We start from the raw sequence: 13,676 nt of genomic DNA, 5'->3' as shown, positions 1-13,676 counted from the left end.
ACCATCGTTTTTCGGCATTTTTCAGATGAGGCAGGGATAAATGGAGGGAGGGAGTACTGTTGAGCATGCAGGCCGGGGCCGGAGCCGAGTGGGAGCCGTTGCGCCGCGTGATGGTGCATGCGCCGGGGATCGAGGTCTTCTTCGCCCTCCTGGCGCCGGGATACCACCTGTACGAGCGGTTCTTCAACCTCGGGGAGGCCGAACGGGAGCACCGCCGGATGGTCGAGGTGCTGCAGAACGGGTTCCAGGTCCGGGTCGACCGCCTCGAGGAGGCGGTGGTGCAGGGGGCGGGCTACCGTGCGGCGATCCGCCAGGGTCTCCGGGAGCTCGCCGAACGCCGGCTGGAGAGGCGGTGCGCCATCCCGGAGGGGGAGCTGCCGCCGCGGCTCCGCGCCGAGCTCTGCTTCCCCCTGCCCCTGGAGGAGCGGGATTCCGAACACCTCTTCCGGATCGCGCTGCTCGATCCCGTTCTCACCATCGCCCGCGATCGCGTGCGGGTGGAGCTGGACAACCCCCTCTACAACCTCTACTTCATGCGGGACCAGCAGGTGGCGACCGACCGCGGGATGGTGCTCGGGCGGATGGCGACCGCGGATCGGGGCGGGGAGGTGGAGGTCTCCCGTCTCGCCCTTCGGGCGCTGGAGCTGCCGATAGCCCACGAGATCGCCCGCGGCAGTCTGGAAGGAGGGGATTTCATCCCCGCCGGCGCGTTCGCGCTGGTGGGCTGCGGCCCCCGCACCAGCGAGGAGGGGGTGCAGGATCTCCTGGCGCACGGGCTCTCGTTCGAGGAGGTCGCCGTCGTGCATGCCCCCCGCCACCCGCTCGTCGGAGGTTTCGACCCCATGGTGGCGATGCACCTGGACACCTACTTCAACGTTGCCGCCCCGCACCTGGCCGTGGGCTCCCCGGTTCTCCTGGAGGGGGCGAGCGTGGAGGTCTACCGCAGGGACTCCGACGGGTACGTGCGCGAGGGGGCGGGCGGGAGCCTGCGGGAGTACGTCGCCGGGAAGGGGTTCGAACTGATCGAGATCTCCACGCTCGAGCAGCTCTGCTACGCGACCAACTTTCTCTGCATCCGGGAAGGGGTCTGCGTCTCCCCCGACTCGGCGGTGCTGGCGCCCATGGTGCTGAAGCGGCTGCAGGAGAAAGCCGACCTCTACCCGAAGAAGTACGGGCCGCTGCTCGCCCAGGCGGAGCGGGATTATGCCCGCCTCCGCCACGATGCAGAGTTCTTCCCGCACAAGGCAGACATCTACGCGCATGGCCTCGACATGACCCCTCTCCTGCTCACGAACGCCACCGGCGGCTATGGCGGGGCGCACTGCATGACCTGCGTCATCCGCCGCGGCTGATCCCCCCCCTCCGTGCCGAAGCCACGGCATCAGCACGATATTCCGAATTTATGCTTTTTATTTATAGATATAACTAATTATTGAACCAATTGATAATTCAAAATATTTATATATAGAATAGAATAAATAATGGTCTTGCCCGGTGCAGGCACCCGCATGCCTCTCCCCTGATCCCCATCCGCTGCGGGGAACGATCATGGAAATTCGCAAAAAGACCCTCCTCATCGTCTCCATCACCATCATCGCTTTGATGGCGCTCCTGACCCTGGTATCTTCATTTGTCATCCTGCAGGATTACGCGCGCCTGGAGGAGCAGGTCGCCGTCCGCAACCTCCGCCGCGCCGAGAGCACGATCGGGGAGACCCTCTCCCACCTGGACAGCACCGCCTACGACTGGGCCTCCTGGGACGACACCTACACCTTCGTCGAGGACGGCAACCAGCCGTTCATCGCGTCCAACCTGATGGACAAGACCTTCGTCGGGCTGGACATCCACGCGATGCTCTTCTACAACACCTCCGGCGCGCTGGTCTGGGGGAAGGGCTACGATCTGGAGAACCGGACGGCGGTCCCGATCGCTCCGGGACTGCTCGCAGAGGCCCGCCCGGGTTCCCCGCTCCTCGCCCCGGAACCCCGGGCCGGCATCCTCCAGCTCCCGGACGGTCCGATGCTGGTCGCCTCCCGCCCGATCCTGACGAGCGAGGACGGGGGCCCGCGCCGGGGATCGCTGATCATGGGGCGGTACCTGGACGCGGATCTGGTCGCCCATACGGGCGAGGTGACCGCCCTATCCCTGGCGGTGCTGCCGCTCGGGGATACGGCGGTTCCTTCTGCGGTACTGCACGACGACGCCCCAGTCGTCCAGCCCGTCTCCCCCACGACGGTGGCGGCTCATTCTGTCCTGTCCGATATCCACGGCTCCCCGGCGTCCGTGCTGCGGGCGGAGATGCCGCGGGACATCTACCGGCAGGGGGAGGCGAGCACGTTCTCCTTCACGCTGATCATCCTCTCCGTCTGCCTGGTCTTCGGGCTGGTCACCCTCTTTGCGCTGGAGAAGCTGGCGCTCCTGCCCCTCGCCACGCTGAACGCCTCCGTGGCGAGGATCGGGAGCGAGGCCGATCCCGGAGCGCGGCTGTCCGTGCACGGGGACGACGAACTGGCGCACCTGGGAATGACGATCAACCGCATGCTGGAGGCCCTCGAGCAGACCCAGAAGGCTCACCAGGAGGGCGAGAGGCGCTATCGGGCGGTCGTCGAGGACCAGATCGAGTTCATCTCCCGCTACCTCCCCGACGGCACCCACATCTTCGTGAACGAGGCCTACTGCCGCTATTTTGGTAAGGACCGCTCGGAGATCCTGGGCAGGGTCTTCCGCCCTGCGATCCCGGAGGAGGATCGGGAGCCGCTGCGCCGCCACTTCGCCTCCCTATCGCGGGAGAACCCGGTGGCGACCATCGAGCACCGCATCGTCATGCCCGGCGGCGAGGTGCGCTGGCAGCAGTGGACCGATCGCGTGATCCTGGATGCCGACGGGCGGATTGCGGAGTACCAGTCCGTGGGGCGGGACGTCACCGACAGGAGACGCATCGAGGAGGCGCTCCACCGGGCGAACGAGAAGCTGAACCTGCTCGGGTCCGTCACCCGCCACGATCTCCTGAACCAGCTGACCGCGATCCAGGGCTACGTCCAGCTCGCCGCGGAGTTCGGGACGGATCCTCGGATCCGGAAGTACCTGGACACGGCCGCGGAGGTCTCGCGGAAGATGCAGGACCTGATCCGCTTCAGCCGCGACTACCAGAACATGGGCATCCACATGCCGGTCTGGCAGTCCGTCCGGGAGATCGCGCAGTCCGCCGCCGCCTCCCTGCCCCTGAACCGGGTGAACCTGCATCTGGATCTGGACGGACTGGAGATCTACGCGGATCCCCTGCTGGAGAAGGTCTTCTACAACCTGATCGAGAACGCCCTCCGTCACGGGGGTGAGACGCTCTCCGAGATCCGGATCGGCTACCGCCGCGACGGGGAGCATGTCGTCGTCACCTGCGAGGACGACGGCGTCGGAGTGCCGGTGGCGGAGAAGGAGGTGATCTTCCGGCAGGGCTACGGGCGGAACACCGGCTACGGGCTCTTCCTGATCCGCGAGATCCTGGGGATCACCGGCATCGCCATCCGGGAGTGCGGGGAGCGCGGCGCCCGCTTCGAGATGCGGGTCCCTCCCGAGGCGTACCGTATCTCCGGCGTGCGCCCTTCCGGGAACGGCGGGATCTGAACGAACCTGCCGCGGCGGTCGGCGATCCGCAAAAAGGTAATGTAATAAGGTCTGCCACGCAATAGCATATCAAGAGTTTTCCTATGTTCTGGAATCCGAAGATGGAGACCCTGCAGGGTCGCGCTCTGGAGGAGCATCAGCTCGGCGGCCTGAAATGGACGCTGTCCCAGGCGCAGAACGTGGAGTTCTACCGCAGGAAGTTCAAGGAAGCGGGAGTCGCCCCCGAAACCATCCGCACGCTCGACGACGTGGAGAGACTCCCCTTCACGTGGAAAAAGGAGCTGCGCGAGGGCTACCCCTTCGGCTTCCTCGCCGTGCCCCTGAAGCGGGTGGTGCGGATCCACACCACCTCGGGCACCACGGGGAAGCCCACCGTGGTCGGCTACACGCGGCAGGACCTGGCGCGCTGGGCGGAGCTGATCGCCCGCAACCTGACCATGATCGGTCTCAAAGAGGGGGATGTCTTCCAGAATGCGGTGAACTACGGCCTCTTCACCGGTGGTCTCGGCTTCCACTACGGTGCCGAGCTGATCGGGCTCACCGTCGTCCCGTCGGCGACAGGCAACACCCGGCGGCAGATCGAGATGATCCAGGACTTCGGGGTGAACGCCATCCACTGCACTCCGAGCTACGCGATGCACCTCGCCGAGGTCGCCGAGTCGATGGGGGCGGGGCTCCCCTCGCTCACAACGGGCATCTTCGGCGCCGAACCCTGGTCGGACAACATGCGCCGCGAACTCGAGGAGAGGCTCCAGGTGACGGCGTACGACTCCTACGGGCTCTCCGAGATGTTCGGGCCCGGTGTCGCCTTCGAGTGCCCCGAGCGGGACGGGCTGCACATCTGGCACGACAGCTACCTGGTGGAGATCGTCGATCCGGTGAGCGGGGAACGGCTGGGGCCGGGGGAGCGCGGCGAGATGGTGATCACCCCGCTCGTGAAAGAGGCGATGCCGCTCGTCCGCTACCGCACGGGGGACATCACCATGCTGATGGAGGATGGATGCACCTGCGGCCGCGGACAGAAGATCGGCCGCATATCCGGCAGGAGCGACGACATGCTGGTCATCCGGGGCATAAACGTATTCCCCTCGCAGATAGAACATGTACTGCTGGCCTTGAACGAGGTGGGAGATCATTTCATGGTGCACATTGACCGTGTCAACCACATGGACGAGATGACGATCGAGGTGGAGATCAACCGCGCGGTCTTCAGCGGGGAGCTGCGGGATCTCGCAAAGATCCAGCAGAAGGTGGCCCGGGCCCTGCACGACGCGCTGGGGCTGCGCACGGCGGTGAAGCTGGTGGAGCCCGGAACCCTGCCCCGCTTCGAGGGGAAGGCAAAGAGGGTCGTCGATCATCGGGAGGGATTGTATTGAGCTACTGGGATCCGCGGATCGAGGAGATGCCGAGAGAGGACCTCGAGAAACTCCAGTTCCGTCTCCTGAAGACGCTGGTCTACCGCCTCTACAGCTTCAACCCGTTCTACCATGAACGAATGCGGGAGGCGCATGTCCACCCGGACGACATCCGCACGCTCGCCGACGTGACGAAGCTGCCGTTCATGTACAAACGGGATCTGCGGGACAACTATCCCGATCGGATCTTCACGGTGGGGAAGGAGGAGCTCGTGCGCTACCATGTCTCGAGCGGCACCACCGGAAAACCGACCGTGGTCGGCTACACGCAGCGGGACGTGGACGCCTGGACCACGTCGCTGGCGCGGGCGCTCACCTCCTGCGGACTCGGGCGGGGGGACGTGATACAGGTGAGCTACGGCTACGGGCTCTTCACCGGCGGGCTGGGTCTCCACTACGGGGCCGAACGGATCGGGGCGACGGTGCTCCCCACGAGCGTGGGCAACACCGAGCGGCAGATCGAGCTGATGCAGGATCTGGGCGCGACCGCGATCGCCTGCACCCCCTCGTACCTGATCCACATGGGCGAAGTGGCGGAGCGGATGGGGATCAGCATCGCGAAGGACACCCAGCTGCGGACCGGTGTCCTGGGAGCCGAGCCCTGGTCGGAGCGGATGCGGACCCGCATCCAGGAGTGGCTGGGGATCCGGGCCTTCGACATCTACGGGACGAGCGAACTGTCGGGGCCGCTCTTCACGGAGTGCGCCGAGCAGAAGGGTATGCACGTCTGGAGCGACTTTGCGCTGGTCGAGGTCCTGGACCCGAACAGCGGCGAGCCCTGCGCCCCGGGCGAACCCGGCGAACTGGTGATGACGATCCTGCAGAAGGAGGCGCTGCCCATGGTCCGTTTCCGCATCGGGGATATCAGCACGCTGAATGGCGATCCCTGCCCCTGCGGGCGGACGCATCCCCGCATCACCCGCATCCAGGGGCGGGTGGACGACATGCTGATCATCCGGGGGATCAACGTCTTCCCCTCCCAGATCGAGCATGCCCTGATGGGGATCCCGGAGGTCGGGCGGCAGTTCCAGATCGTGGTCGACCGCACGGGGGCGCTCGACGAGATGCTGGTGCGGGTGGAACTCTCGCCGGAGTCGTTCTCCGACAAGATCCCCGAACTGATGAACATCAAGAAGAAAGTGGCCCACAAGCTCCAGAACTCGCTGAACGTCAGCGCCGACGTGGAGCTGGTGGCGCCGGGATCCCTTCCCCGCTTCGAGGGGAAGGCAAAAAGGGTCGTTGACAAGAGGGTGCTCTGACATGGAGAAAGAGAAGTACATCATCCAGCAGATATCCGTGTTCTCGGAGAACAGGCCCGGGCGGCTGGCGGCGGTCGCCCACGCGCTCGAGGAGGAGAAGATCAACATCTTCGCGTTCTCCATCGCGGAGGCCGACGGTTTCGGCGTGGTCCGCGCGCTCGTGGATCATCCGGACCGTGCGCACAGGAAATTGACCGAGATGGGGTTCATCGTCTCGTTCACCGACGTGATCGGAGTGAAGATGCGGGACGAGCCCGGCGGTCTCTACGAGATCGCCCGCATCCTGGGGGATGCGAACGTCAACATCGAGTACTCCTATGCCTACAGCGGAAAGGATGCCGCCGTGCTGATCCTCCGCGTGGACGATCCCCGCGCGGCGATCCGCGAGCTCCTGGCGCACGGGGGTCAGCTCCTGGAGCGCAGCACCTTCCAGTGACCTCCTACTTCTTCTCCCACTTCAGGAGTTCCATCACCGTGGAGAGGGTGGATCCCTCCCGGATCTCCTGGCGGATCCGCTCTTCCGTCTTCTTCACTTCGAGCGCCCTCCGCGCCACCTCGTAGGCCCGCTCCCGCGGCACGACGACGACACCGCTCTCGTCCCCGACGATCCAGTCCCCGGGCCGCACGGTCTGCCCGCAGCAGGTGATCTCGGTGTTGATCTCCCCGAACCCCTTCGGCTCCCCCGCGTTCGGGGCGACGGCCCGGGCGAATGTGGGAAAGCCGAGCCTCCGGATATCGTCGACGTCCCGCACCGCCCCGTCGATCACCACCCCGGCGAGCCCGCGGCCGATGCAGGAGAGGGTGGCGAGTTCGCCCCAGGGGGCGACGTGGGTGCCGCCGTCGTTGTAGATGACGATCACGTCCCCGGGCTCTGCCCGATCGATCGCTTCCACCGGTTTCGCCCAGTCCCCGGCGAACGTCTGCACGGTGACGGCCCGTCCGACCATCTTCACGTTCCCGCAGAGGGGCGCGGCCCCCGCCATGGCACCCTTGCGGTGCAGGGCGTCGGAGACGTTCGGGGCCGAGACTTCGAGAAGGATGCGGCGGATCGCCTCGTCCCGGCTCTCCCGCCTCTCCTCCTTCGCCTCCCGGCGGTCGATCGCCTGCCGCACCGCTGCCGTCGACCCCCGCACGTCCGCCGACCGCACGATGGCTCCGCCGACGATGACGATGGAAGCCCCCAGCTCCGCCACCCGGGCTGCCGTGGATGGCTCCAGCCCTCCGGCGACCGCGATCGGGATCCCCACCTCGCCGACCAGGCTCTGGAGCAGCGCCACCGAGGTCTTCCCGACCATCTGCTGGTCGATCCCCACGTGGGCGTTGATGCAGTCCACGCCGAGCGCTTCCAGCTCCTTTGCCCGCCGGACGGGGTCCTGCACCGCCATCAGGTCGGCCATGATCTTAACGCCGTAGAGCCGCGCGGCGCGGACGCACTCCCCGATCACCGCGTCGTCCGCATCGGCGAGGACGCAGACCACGCCGGCACCGGCTTTTGCCGCCATCTCCACCTCGACCGTCCCGGTATCGGCGACCTTCATGTCGGCCACGATCACGTGATCGGGAAACGCCGCCCGCAGCGTCCGCACCGCGTTCATCCCCTCGCTCTTGATCAGCGGGGTTCCCGCCTCGATCCAGTCCGCGCCGCCGTCCACGGCATCCTTCGCGATCTGCACTGCCCGCTTCAGCTCCAGGAGATCCAGAGCCACCTGAAGGATCGGCCTCTTCATGCTGATCCATTGGGGAATCCGGGCCATAAAGGATTCCGGTGCTGCATCCTGCAGGCGCAAACGCCCCCGGAGGCAATCCACAACTTCTTTATACCCTGCCGCAGGAGTCAATGCAGCCCCCGCCGCAGGGCGCGTGAGGTGAACCGATTGACAGAGAAGGAGAAGTTCCACATCCGCTATACTGCAGACATCCTCGTGTATGCCGACGACGAGAACGAGGCCCTCGACCTGGCCAGCAACGCCCTGATCGACATGCTCGGAAACGAGACGATGGAACTCGACGAGATCTTCATGATCGAGGTGATCGACGAGATCCTGCACATCGTCGAGGAAGAGAAGAAGTAACGGCCCTGCCTGGCCCGGGCCCTTTTTGCAGACGATCGGTGCACTCCATCCTTCCGCTCGTATCCCCGTCCATCTGTCCTGCCGCAGCACGATACGGGGAGAAGGGAACGGCTCCTCGATCTCCCCCCCGGGATCTGCCGGGCGATATCGGAGATCATGGGCACTGAAGCCGTGTTGCGAAGGGCCAATCGTTCGATTTCGGATCCCTCCTCCGGGGATTGGCCGGAGGCGATCTCGCCTGCGTTGGAACGGGAGGTGCAGGTTTCGATCGACTGTCAAGCGAGGAGAAGGATTGGCGGACCCGATCCGTTTACCGCCCTCCTCCCCAAGTGCGATGATCCCGGGGGCGAGGGAATCGGCGTTATCTGAAATCCGGTCCTGGTCACGGACGTTTTTCCGAGACGGGCGATAGGCTTTCTTGTCTCCCCGCAGGGTCCCGACCGCATCGCCGCGGGACGAGCGGACCGCGCCCGGGGCTTCCAACCCGGGGGCATCGTACCGCAGGGGCGGGAGCGCATGGTGAATCGCCGCCACGGATCCTCCCCGCAGGGCATCGCATCAGCGGGGGCGGGGAACGGCGGGAGGAGGGTGCGCCCCCTCTCCCCTCGGTGCGATAGCCCCGCATGGGTGAACCGCAATCGAGCAAGAGGTGCGGGCGCAGGACAGATCTCCCTCTCGCATACGGAGGCTGTCCTGCTGCAGGGAAGCAGGGGGATCGGAACACGGACAGAGCGGACCTTGTCGCATGCGGGTATGCGGCGGCCCTCCCCCCTGGTCCGATCGTCCTTCCCGGCATGGGGAGAAGCGGTGTTCTCTGAACGGGACGAAATCTGGATCAATTGACCCCGGCTTTCCCGGTGAGGATTCTCTTGCGGGGAAGGCCCCCTCTCCCCTGCCCGCCGCTGCGCAACGAGCGGCATTCCCTGCGCCTGCCTCGATCCCGCCCTGGATGCTGCAGACTCCCGGGGACCCCCGCTCCCCCGTGCACTGCCGCACGCTTGGAGCCCGCACGCCGCGCCTGCAGCCGACGATGCAGGGGCAGTCCTTCTTCGGGCCCCCGGGATAGAGCCTCTGTATCGGGGAAGGCGATGTTCTTCGCACCCTCGATGCGGCCCCGGGCATACTCCTCCGGTTCCCGCACGTCGAGCACCACGCAGTCGCCGCCGCCGCGGTACCGCACCGGGATCTCACCGATCCCCTGCGGCTCGACCTCTGCGGGGAGGGACTCGCCAGCCTCTCCTCCCATGCCGGGTCTCTCTGTCCTCCGCTGGATGAAAAGGGTTTTGCGAGATCCGCAGACCGGCGGTAAACCGCCCTGCAGGTATATGCGGTCTTCGGGGGGAAGAGGGCGGGTGCGCCTCACCGCCCGCCGGCGCCGCCCCCGCCGAAACCTCCGCCTCCGCCGAATCCGCCCCCGCCGAAACCTCCGCCCCTGCCGCCGGCGGGAGGCGGGGGGGTGAAGAGGATGACGGGCACGAACGCAGTCCTCAACGGCACGTAGAGCGGCACGTTCGCCTCCGCGAGGTTCACGTTCAGGTCTTTCATCGCCCGCTCCACCTTCTCGCCGACCCCGAGGGCGGTGCCGTAGACCAGCCACTCACCCCACATGGAGATGTCCGCCGGGGAGTACTGCTTCATCAGCGCCAGGTCCGAGAGGAAGGTGCGGAAGGCGTCCCACTCCAGCTTCTCCTTGTAGGCGTCGCCCTTCCACCGCCCGAAGAGGGTGGAGGGGAAGAGCAGGCTCACCCCCGCCTGCCCGATCACCAGGATGGCGGCGACGATCGCGGGGATCGCTATGTAGGCGGTATACGGGGCCAGGATCAGCACGATCGCCGCGGCGATGGCGAGCACCGCCCCGATCGCGGCGACCGGCAGCACCCGCCACCGCCCGTCCGTGATGTAGCGGGCGACGAGGCGGGGATCGGAGTGGCGGGTGACCGAACGGAGCTCCCGCTGGTAGCGGAGGATCTCGGTCCGGGCCGCCGCATCGGTCTTCGCCCGGGCGGCGAGCCGTTCGAGTTCCCCGGTGTCGACCGCCCCCTCCTTCTCGATGGAGCGGAGCGCCTGGAGCACCCGGCTCTCGTAGGGATCGTCGGATGCGGCGTCCAGCACCTGCAGGGTCACGCTCCCGCCGCCCTCCCGCTCGGTGATCCGGAGCTTCCGCCGGCGGTGCAGGTCGAGGAGGGTGGCGTAGAAACCGTTCTCGTCGAAGTCGGTGGCATCCCCGCGGAAGAGCAGGTTGACCGCCCAGGGCTTCAGGCCCGGGTTCGGGACGAAGGAGAGGTAATTCGGCACGGAATACGGCTTCTCCCGCCCGTAGCGGTAGTAGATGAGGAGAAGGAGGAAGGGCGCGAGCAGCAGGAAGATCCGCGCCAGGAGGGAGAGCACGGCTGCGATCTGGTAGGGGAGGGAGTAGAGCAGGTTCGCCGTGGTCGTCTGCCCCCGCACATCCGTCACGGTCAGGGGGAACCCGTCGATCTCCTGCAGAAGGTCGTCCGTGTAGAGGATGTCGGCGCCGAGAGGCTCGTCCGCAGCGGCGCTCCCCGTCACGATCGCGGATCCGTCCTCCTGCTGCACGCCCAGGAACGGCGGGTAGGGGAAGACCTCCTGGAGGTGGGGGGAGTGGATGGCGATCCGCACGTTCCGGTAGGGGATGTGCTCGTCGGCAAGCCGCAGGTTGATGTGGGCGAGCTGCCCGTCGGTCTCGATCGGGGGATGCACCACGTAGCGGTACTCGACCGTGTACATCCCCGCCCCGAAGTAGGCCGGAGCGTAGACGCCGCTCTCGCTCTCGAAGGCCAGGTTCTGCACGACGCTCCTCGCTCCCGACGCCTCGCTGCTGACGAAGACCTCCCCGCGGTAGTCCTTCGCATAGCCGATGGTTCCGTCGGGCCCCCGCACCGAGACGAAGGTGACGTGGGGGCGATCGATCCCGTCGAAGACGAGCGGGGCCTCCCAGTTGCGGAAGAGCATGCGGTAGCGCCCCGAGACGCCCACGTCGTAGGTGATCCGTTCGACCAGGGTGCCGTTCCCGTAGAAGTCGGCCTCGTAGCGTTCGACGGCCAGATCCTCGGGGAGCGCCTGCGGCGCGACAGTGAGCAGCAGCAGCCCGATCGCTCCGATGACGAGCCCGATGACGACCACGAGGGCGATCTGCTGCTTCTCGTCCATGAGAGGCGTCCTCTAGAACTCGATCCGGGGAGGCGTGGCAATCGCCTCTTCGAACTGCAGATACTGGAGCTTCACGAAGTTGAGCAGGCGTGCAACGATGTTGGAAGGGATGGTGTCCGTCATGGTGTTGTACTGCTGGGCGATGTTGTTGTAGGTGTAGCGCTGGCGGGCGATCTCGTCCTCCACGCCCCGCACGGCATCCATGAGGTTCATGACGGTCGCCGAGGTCTTGAGATCGGGATAGGCCTCCGCGACGGCGATCAGCCGCCCGAGGATGGTTCTCGACTCCCGCTCCACCTCGGCGAGCTGCTCCGGGGATGCGCCCCCGATTCTGGCCCGCATCTCGGTCACCTTCGTCAGGGTCTCCTTCTCGAACGTCGCGTAGCTCCGCACCGATCCCAGGAGCTGCTCGATCATGTCGAGCCTCTTCTTCATGGCGACCTTGATCTGCCCGAGGGTCGCCTCCGCGGAGTTCTTCAGGGTGTAGAACCGGTTGTAGATTCCCACGAAGAAAATGATCAGGCCGATCGCCACGAGCAGCAGCAGTCCGCCCACGATCCATTCCAGTAGTGCCATATCGTTACCTGGTGTAAAGGTAGAGCGGTTCCCACTTATTAAACTCCCTTTGCGCGGCACTGCGGGAACCCGTGTACGGGTGCGGCGCCCTTCTGCACGCTGCGGTTTTCGGGAGCGGTCCGCTCCTCCCCCGATACGGGGTGTTTCCCGGTTCGGGAGGGCGGAGCGGCGATGGGGCGCTTCCCCCGGCGGGTTGCCCCGTCTGCACCGGGTCCGCCCGCGCCAGCAGGGGCAGAAGGAACGGTCCGGGGAAGCCAAGGCCCCCTGTCGCGGGTAGGGGGATGCGGTGATGCCGACCTGGAACCGCCACGTGCGCCACCATCACAGCGGGAGGACATGATACCTCCTGCCACGTCACGGGCGGTCCGGGATGCTGGAGATTTCCTCCGGAATGCCCGCCGGGCAGGGGTCTCCTCCGCCGTGCCGCCCCCGGGGGTCTTCCCTCCTTTGCCGGCGCGGGAGCGCGGGTCCCGGTACCCTGCGGTCGATCCGAATCGGGGCGTGGAGACGTGGAATTGGCGTATTGCGAACCTCCCTTTCGCAGAGATATCTGCACGGACGGATCGCTGCCCCAGTCAGCCTTCCATGGCGATCCGGGAATCGCTCCGGCATCCTGCCGGAGCGCACTGCGGCAGGAATTTAACACCGTCCGCCCGATGTACCTCCATGGCACTGAAGTTCAAACTCTGCCCGCACTGCGGCAGTTCCTCGCTCTTCATCGACCGGGAGATCCACGATGCGGACGGGAGCCTGAAGGGGATCCAGGTGCGGTGCGCCAACTGCGGCTTCGAGAGCTACGAGCCGCTGGAGACCCGTCTGATCCGGTTCAAGCGCTGCCCGAACTGCGGGAGCGGCTCGCTCTTCGTGGACCAGGAGGTGCTGGGCGAGCAGGGCGAGCGAAACGGCGTCTGGGTCCGCTGCGCCGCCTGCAACTACGAGAACTTCGAGCAGCACGGGAAGAAGCCGACGAAGTTCTCCATCTGCCCCCAGTGCCGCGCCGCCTCCCTCTTCGTGGATAGGGAGGTGCTGGACGATCTGGGTGCCGTGAGGGAGGTCCGCTACCGCTGCGCCAACTGCGGCTACGAGAATCTGGAGTCCCGCGGACCGCGACCGCCGAAACTCCGGGTCTGCCCCCGCTGCGGCAACTCCTCCCTCTTCCCGGCGGGGACGCTCACCGACGAGAAGGGGCAGCTCAAGGGATCCCGCTTCCGCTGCTCCTACTGCTCGTTCGAGATGGTGCAGATGGACGGGTCACGGTTCGAGGCGTAGTTTTTTTTCCATACCCGATCTCTCTTTTCCCACCCGTGCACCGAGACGGCGCAGGGCATCGCCGGGTCGATCGTCGGGCATATCCGCCGGGACATCGGGGGGACACGGGCGGCGCGGCACAGTGCCGGGCCGGATGCGTGGTGCGGACGCGGCACGGGCCTGGGGGGTCGCTCCGGCCAGGGAATGCCTGACTCTGTGATTGGCTTGAATTCCTCATCGAGAGCCTGTGCACGGCTCCCGGGTGTTCTCCGGGGGAGGGATTCGCTCCTCCTGCCCCTTCGTGCGACAGAGAG

General features: G+C 66.3%; 11 protein-coding genes. 7 read left to right on the top strand and 4 right to left on the bottom strand.

The window, feature by feature from the left end; translation table 11 throughout:
- Positions 1–65: 65 nt before the first annotated feature.
- The 5 genes from QMC96_08235 to QMC96_08215 all read left to right on the top strand — a co-directional run bounded on the left by QMC96_08235 (position 66) and on the right by QMC96_08215 (position 6,731).
- On the top strand, positions 66–1,352 hold the full coding sequence (locus QMC96_08235) for an arginine deiminase family protein (GenBank protein ID MDI6876742.1): 1,287 nt from the start codon (positions 66–68) through the stop codon (positions 1,350–1,352).
- A 196-nt stretch (positions 1,353–1,548) separates the two neighbouring features.
- A complete protein-coding gene (locus QMC96_08230; protein ID MDI6876741.1) occupies positions 1,549–3,621 on the top strand; it encodes a CHASE4 domain-containing protein in 2,073 nt (690 codons plus the stop codon).
- A gap of 83 nt (positions 3,622–3,704) precedes the next feature.
- On the top strand, positions 3,705–4,997 hold the full coding sequence (locus QMC96_08225; protein ID MDI6876740.1) for a phenylacetate--CoA ligase: 1,293 nt from the start codon (positions 3,705–3,707) through the stop codon (positions 4,995–4,997).
- Positions 4,994–6,295, top strand: a complete 1,302-nt coding sequence (locus QMC96_08220) for a phenylacetate--CoA ligase (protein ID MDI6876739.1) — start codon at positions 4,994–4,996, stop codon at positions 6,293–6,295. The genes QMC96_08225 and QMC96_08220 overlap by 4 nt, the downstream gene beginning before the upstream one ends.
- Before the next feature lies 1 nt (position 6,296).
- Positions 6,297–6,731 (top strand): ACT domain-containing protein, encoded by a 435-nt coding sequence (locus tag QMC96_08215; GenBank protein MDI6876738.1) that lies wholly within the window; start codon positions 6,297–6,299, stop codon positions 6,729–6,731.
- Between the two features lie 4 nt (positions 6,732–6,735).
- Here the strand turns inward: QMC96_08215 and QMC96_08210 are convergent, their stop codons facing one another.
- Positions 6,736–8,022 (bottom strand): bifunctional hexulose-6-phosphate synthase/ribonuclease regulator, encoded by a 1,287-nt coding sequence (locus tag QMC96_08210; GenBank protein MDI6876737.1) that lies wholly within the window; start codon positions 8,020–8,022, stop codon positions 6,736–6,738.
- 147 nt (positions 8,023–8,169) lie between these two features.
- On the opposite strand from QMC96_08210, the gene QMC96_08205 reads away from it, so the two are divergent.
- Positions 8,170–8,367 (top strand): hypothetical protein, encoded by a 198-nt coding sequence (locus tag QMC96_08205; GenBank protein ID MDI6876736.1) that lies wholly within the window; start codon positions 8,170–8,172, stop codon positions 8,365–8,367.
- A gap of 835 nt (positions 8,368–9,202) precedes the next feature.
- Here QMC96_08205 and QMC96_08200 read toward each other — a convergent pair.
- The 3 genes from QMC96_08200 to QMC96_08190 all read right to left on the bottom strand — a co-directional run bounded on the left by QMC96_08200 (position 9,203) and on the right by QMC96_08190 (position 12,114).
- A complete protein-coding gene (locus QMC96_08200) occupies positions 9,203–9,613 on the bottom strand; it encodes a rhodanese-like domain-containing protein (protein MDI6876735.1) in 411 nt (136 codons plus the stop codon).
- A 113-nt stretch (positions 9,614–9,726) separates the two neighbouring features.
- Positions 9,727–11,538: a DUF2207 domain-containing protein gene (locus tag QMC96_08195; protein ID MDI6876734.1), complete on the bottom strand. Its 1,812-nt coding sequence runs from the start codon at positions 11,536–11,538 to the stop codon at positions 9,727–9,729.
- A 12-nt stretch (positions 11,539–11,550) separates the two neighbouring features.
- Positions 11,551–12,114 carry a LemA family protein gene (locus QMC96_08190; GenBank protein ID MDI6876733.1) on the bottom strand — a complete coding sequence of 188 codons (564 nt, stop codon included), beginning with the start codon at positions 12,112–12,114 and terminating at the stop codon, positions 11,551–11,553.
- A 666-nt stretch (positions 12,115–12,780) separates the two neighbouring features.
- On the opposite strand from QMC96_08190, the gene QMC96_08185 reads away from it, so the two are divergent.
- Positions 12,781–13,383 (top strand): hypothetical protein, encoded by a 603-nt coding sequence (locus QMC96_08185; protein MDI6876732.1) that lies wholly within the window; start codon positions 12,781–12,783, stop codon positions 13,381–13,383.
- Positions 13,384–13,676 lie beyond the last annotated feature (293 nt).

The sequence above is a fragment of the Methanomicrobiales archaeon genome, from assembly GCA_030019205.1.
In the GTDB taxonomy this organism is placed as follows: Archaea; Halobacteriota; Methanomicrobia; order Methanomicrobiales; family JACTUA01; genus JASEFH01.
This window is presented reverse-complemented; position numbering and strand designations above follow the sequence as displayed.

Coding starts and splice junctions, on each gene's coding strand:
- QMC96_08210 (MDI6876737.1), bottom strand. CDS start 8,022: ATGAAGAGGCCGATCCTTCAGGTGGCTCTGGATCTCCTGGAGCTGAAG.
- QMC96_08190 (MDI6876733.1), bottom strand. CDS start 12,114: ATGGCACTACTGGAATGGATCGTGGGCGGACTGCTGCTGCTCGTGGCG.
- QMC96_08225 (MDI6876740.1), top strand. CDS start 3,705: ATGTTCTGGAATCCGAAGATGGAGACCCTGCAGGGTCGCGCTCTGGAG.
- QMC96_08215 (MDI6876738.1), top strand. CDS start 6,297: ATGGAGAAAGAGAAGTACATCATCCAGCAGATATCCGTGTTCTCGGAG.
- QMC96_08185 (MDI6876732.1), top strand. CDS start 12,781: ATGGCACTGAAGTTCAAACTCTGCCCGCACTGCGGCAGTTCCTCGCTC.
- QMC96_08195 (MDI6876734.1), bottom strand. CDS start 11,538: ATGGACGAGAAGCAGCAGATCGCCCTCGTGGTCGTCATCGGGCTCGTC.
- QMC96_08200 (MDI6876735.1), bottom strand. CDS start 9,613: ATGGGAGGAGAGGCTGGCGAGTCCCTCCCCGCAGAGGTCGAGCCGCAG.
- QMC96_08230 (MDI6876741.1), top strand. CDS start 1,549: ATGGAAATTCGCAAAAAGACCCTCCTCATCGTCTCCATCACCATCATC.
- QMC96_08235 (MDI6876742.1), top strand. CDS start 66: ATGCAGGCCGGGGCCGGAGCCGAGTGGGAGCCGTTGCGCCGCGTGATG.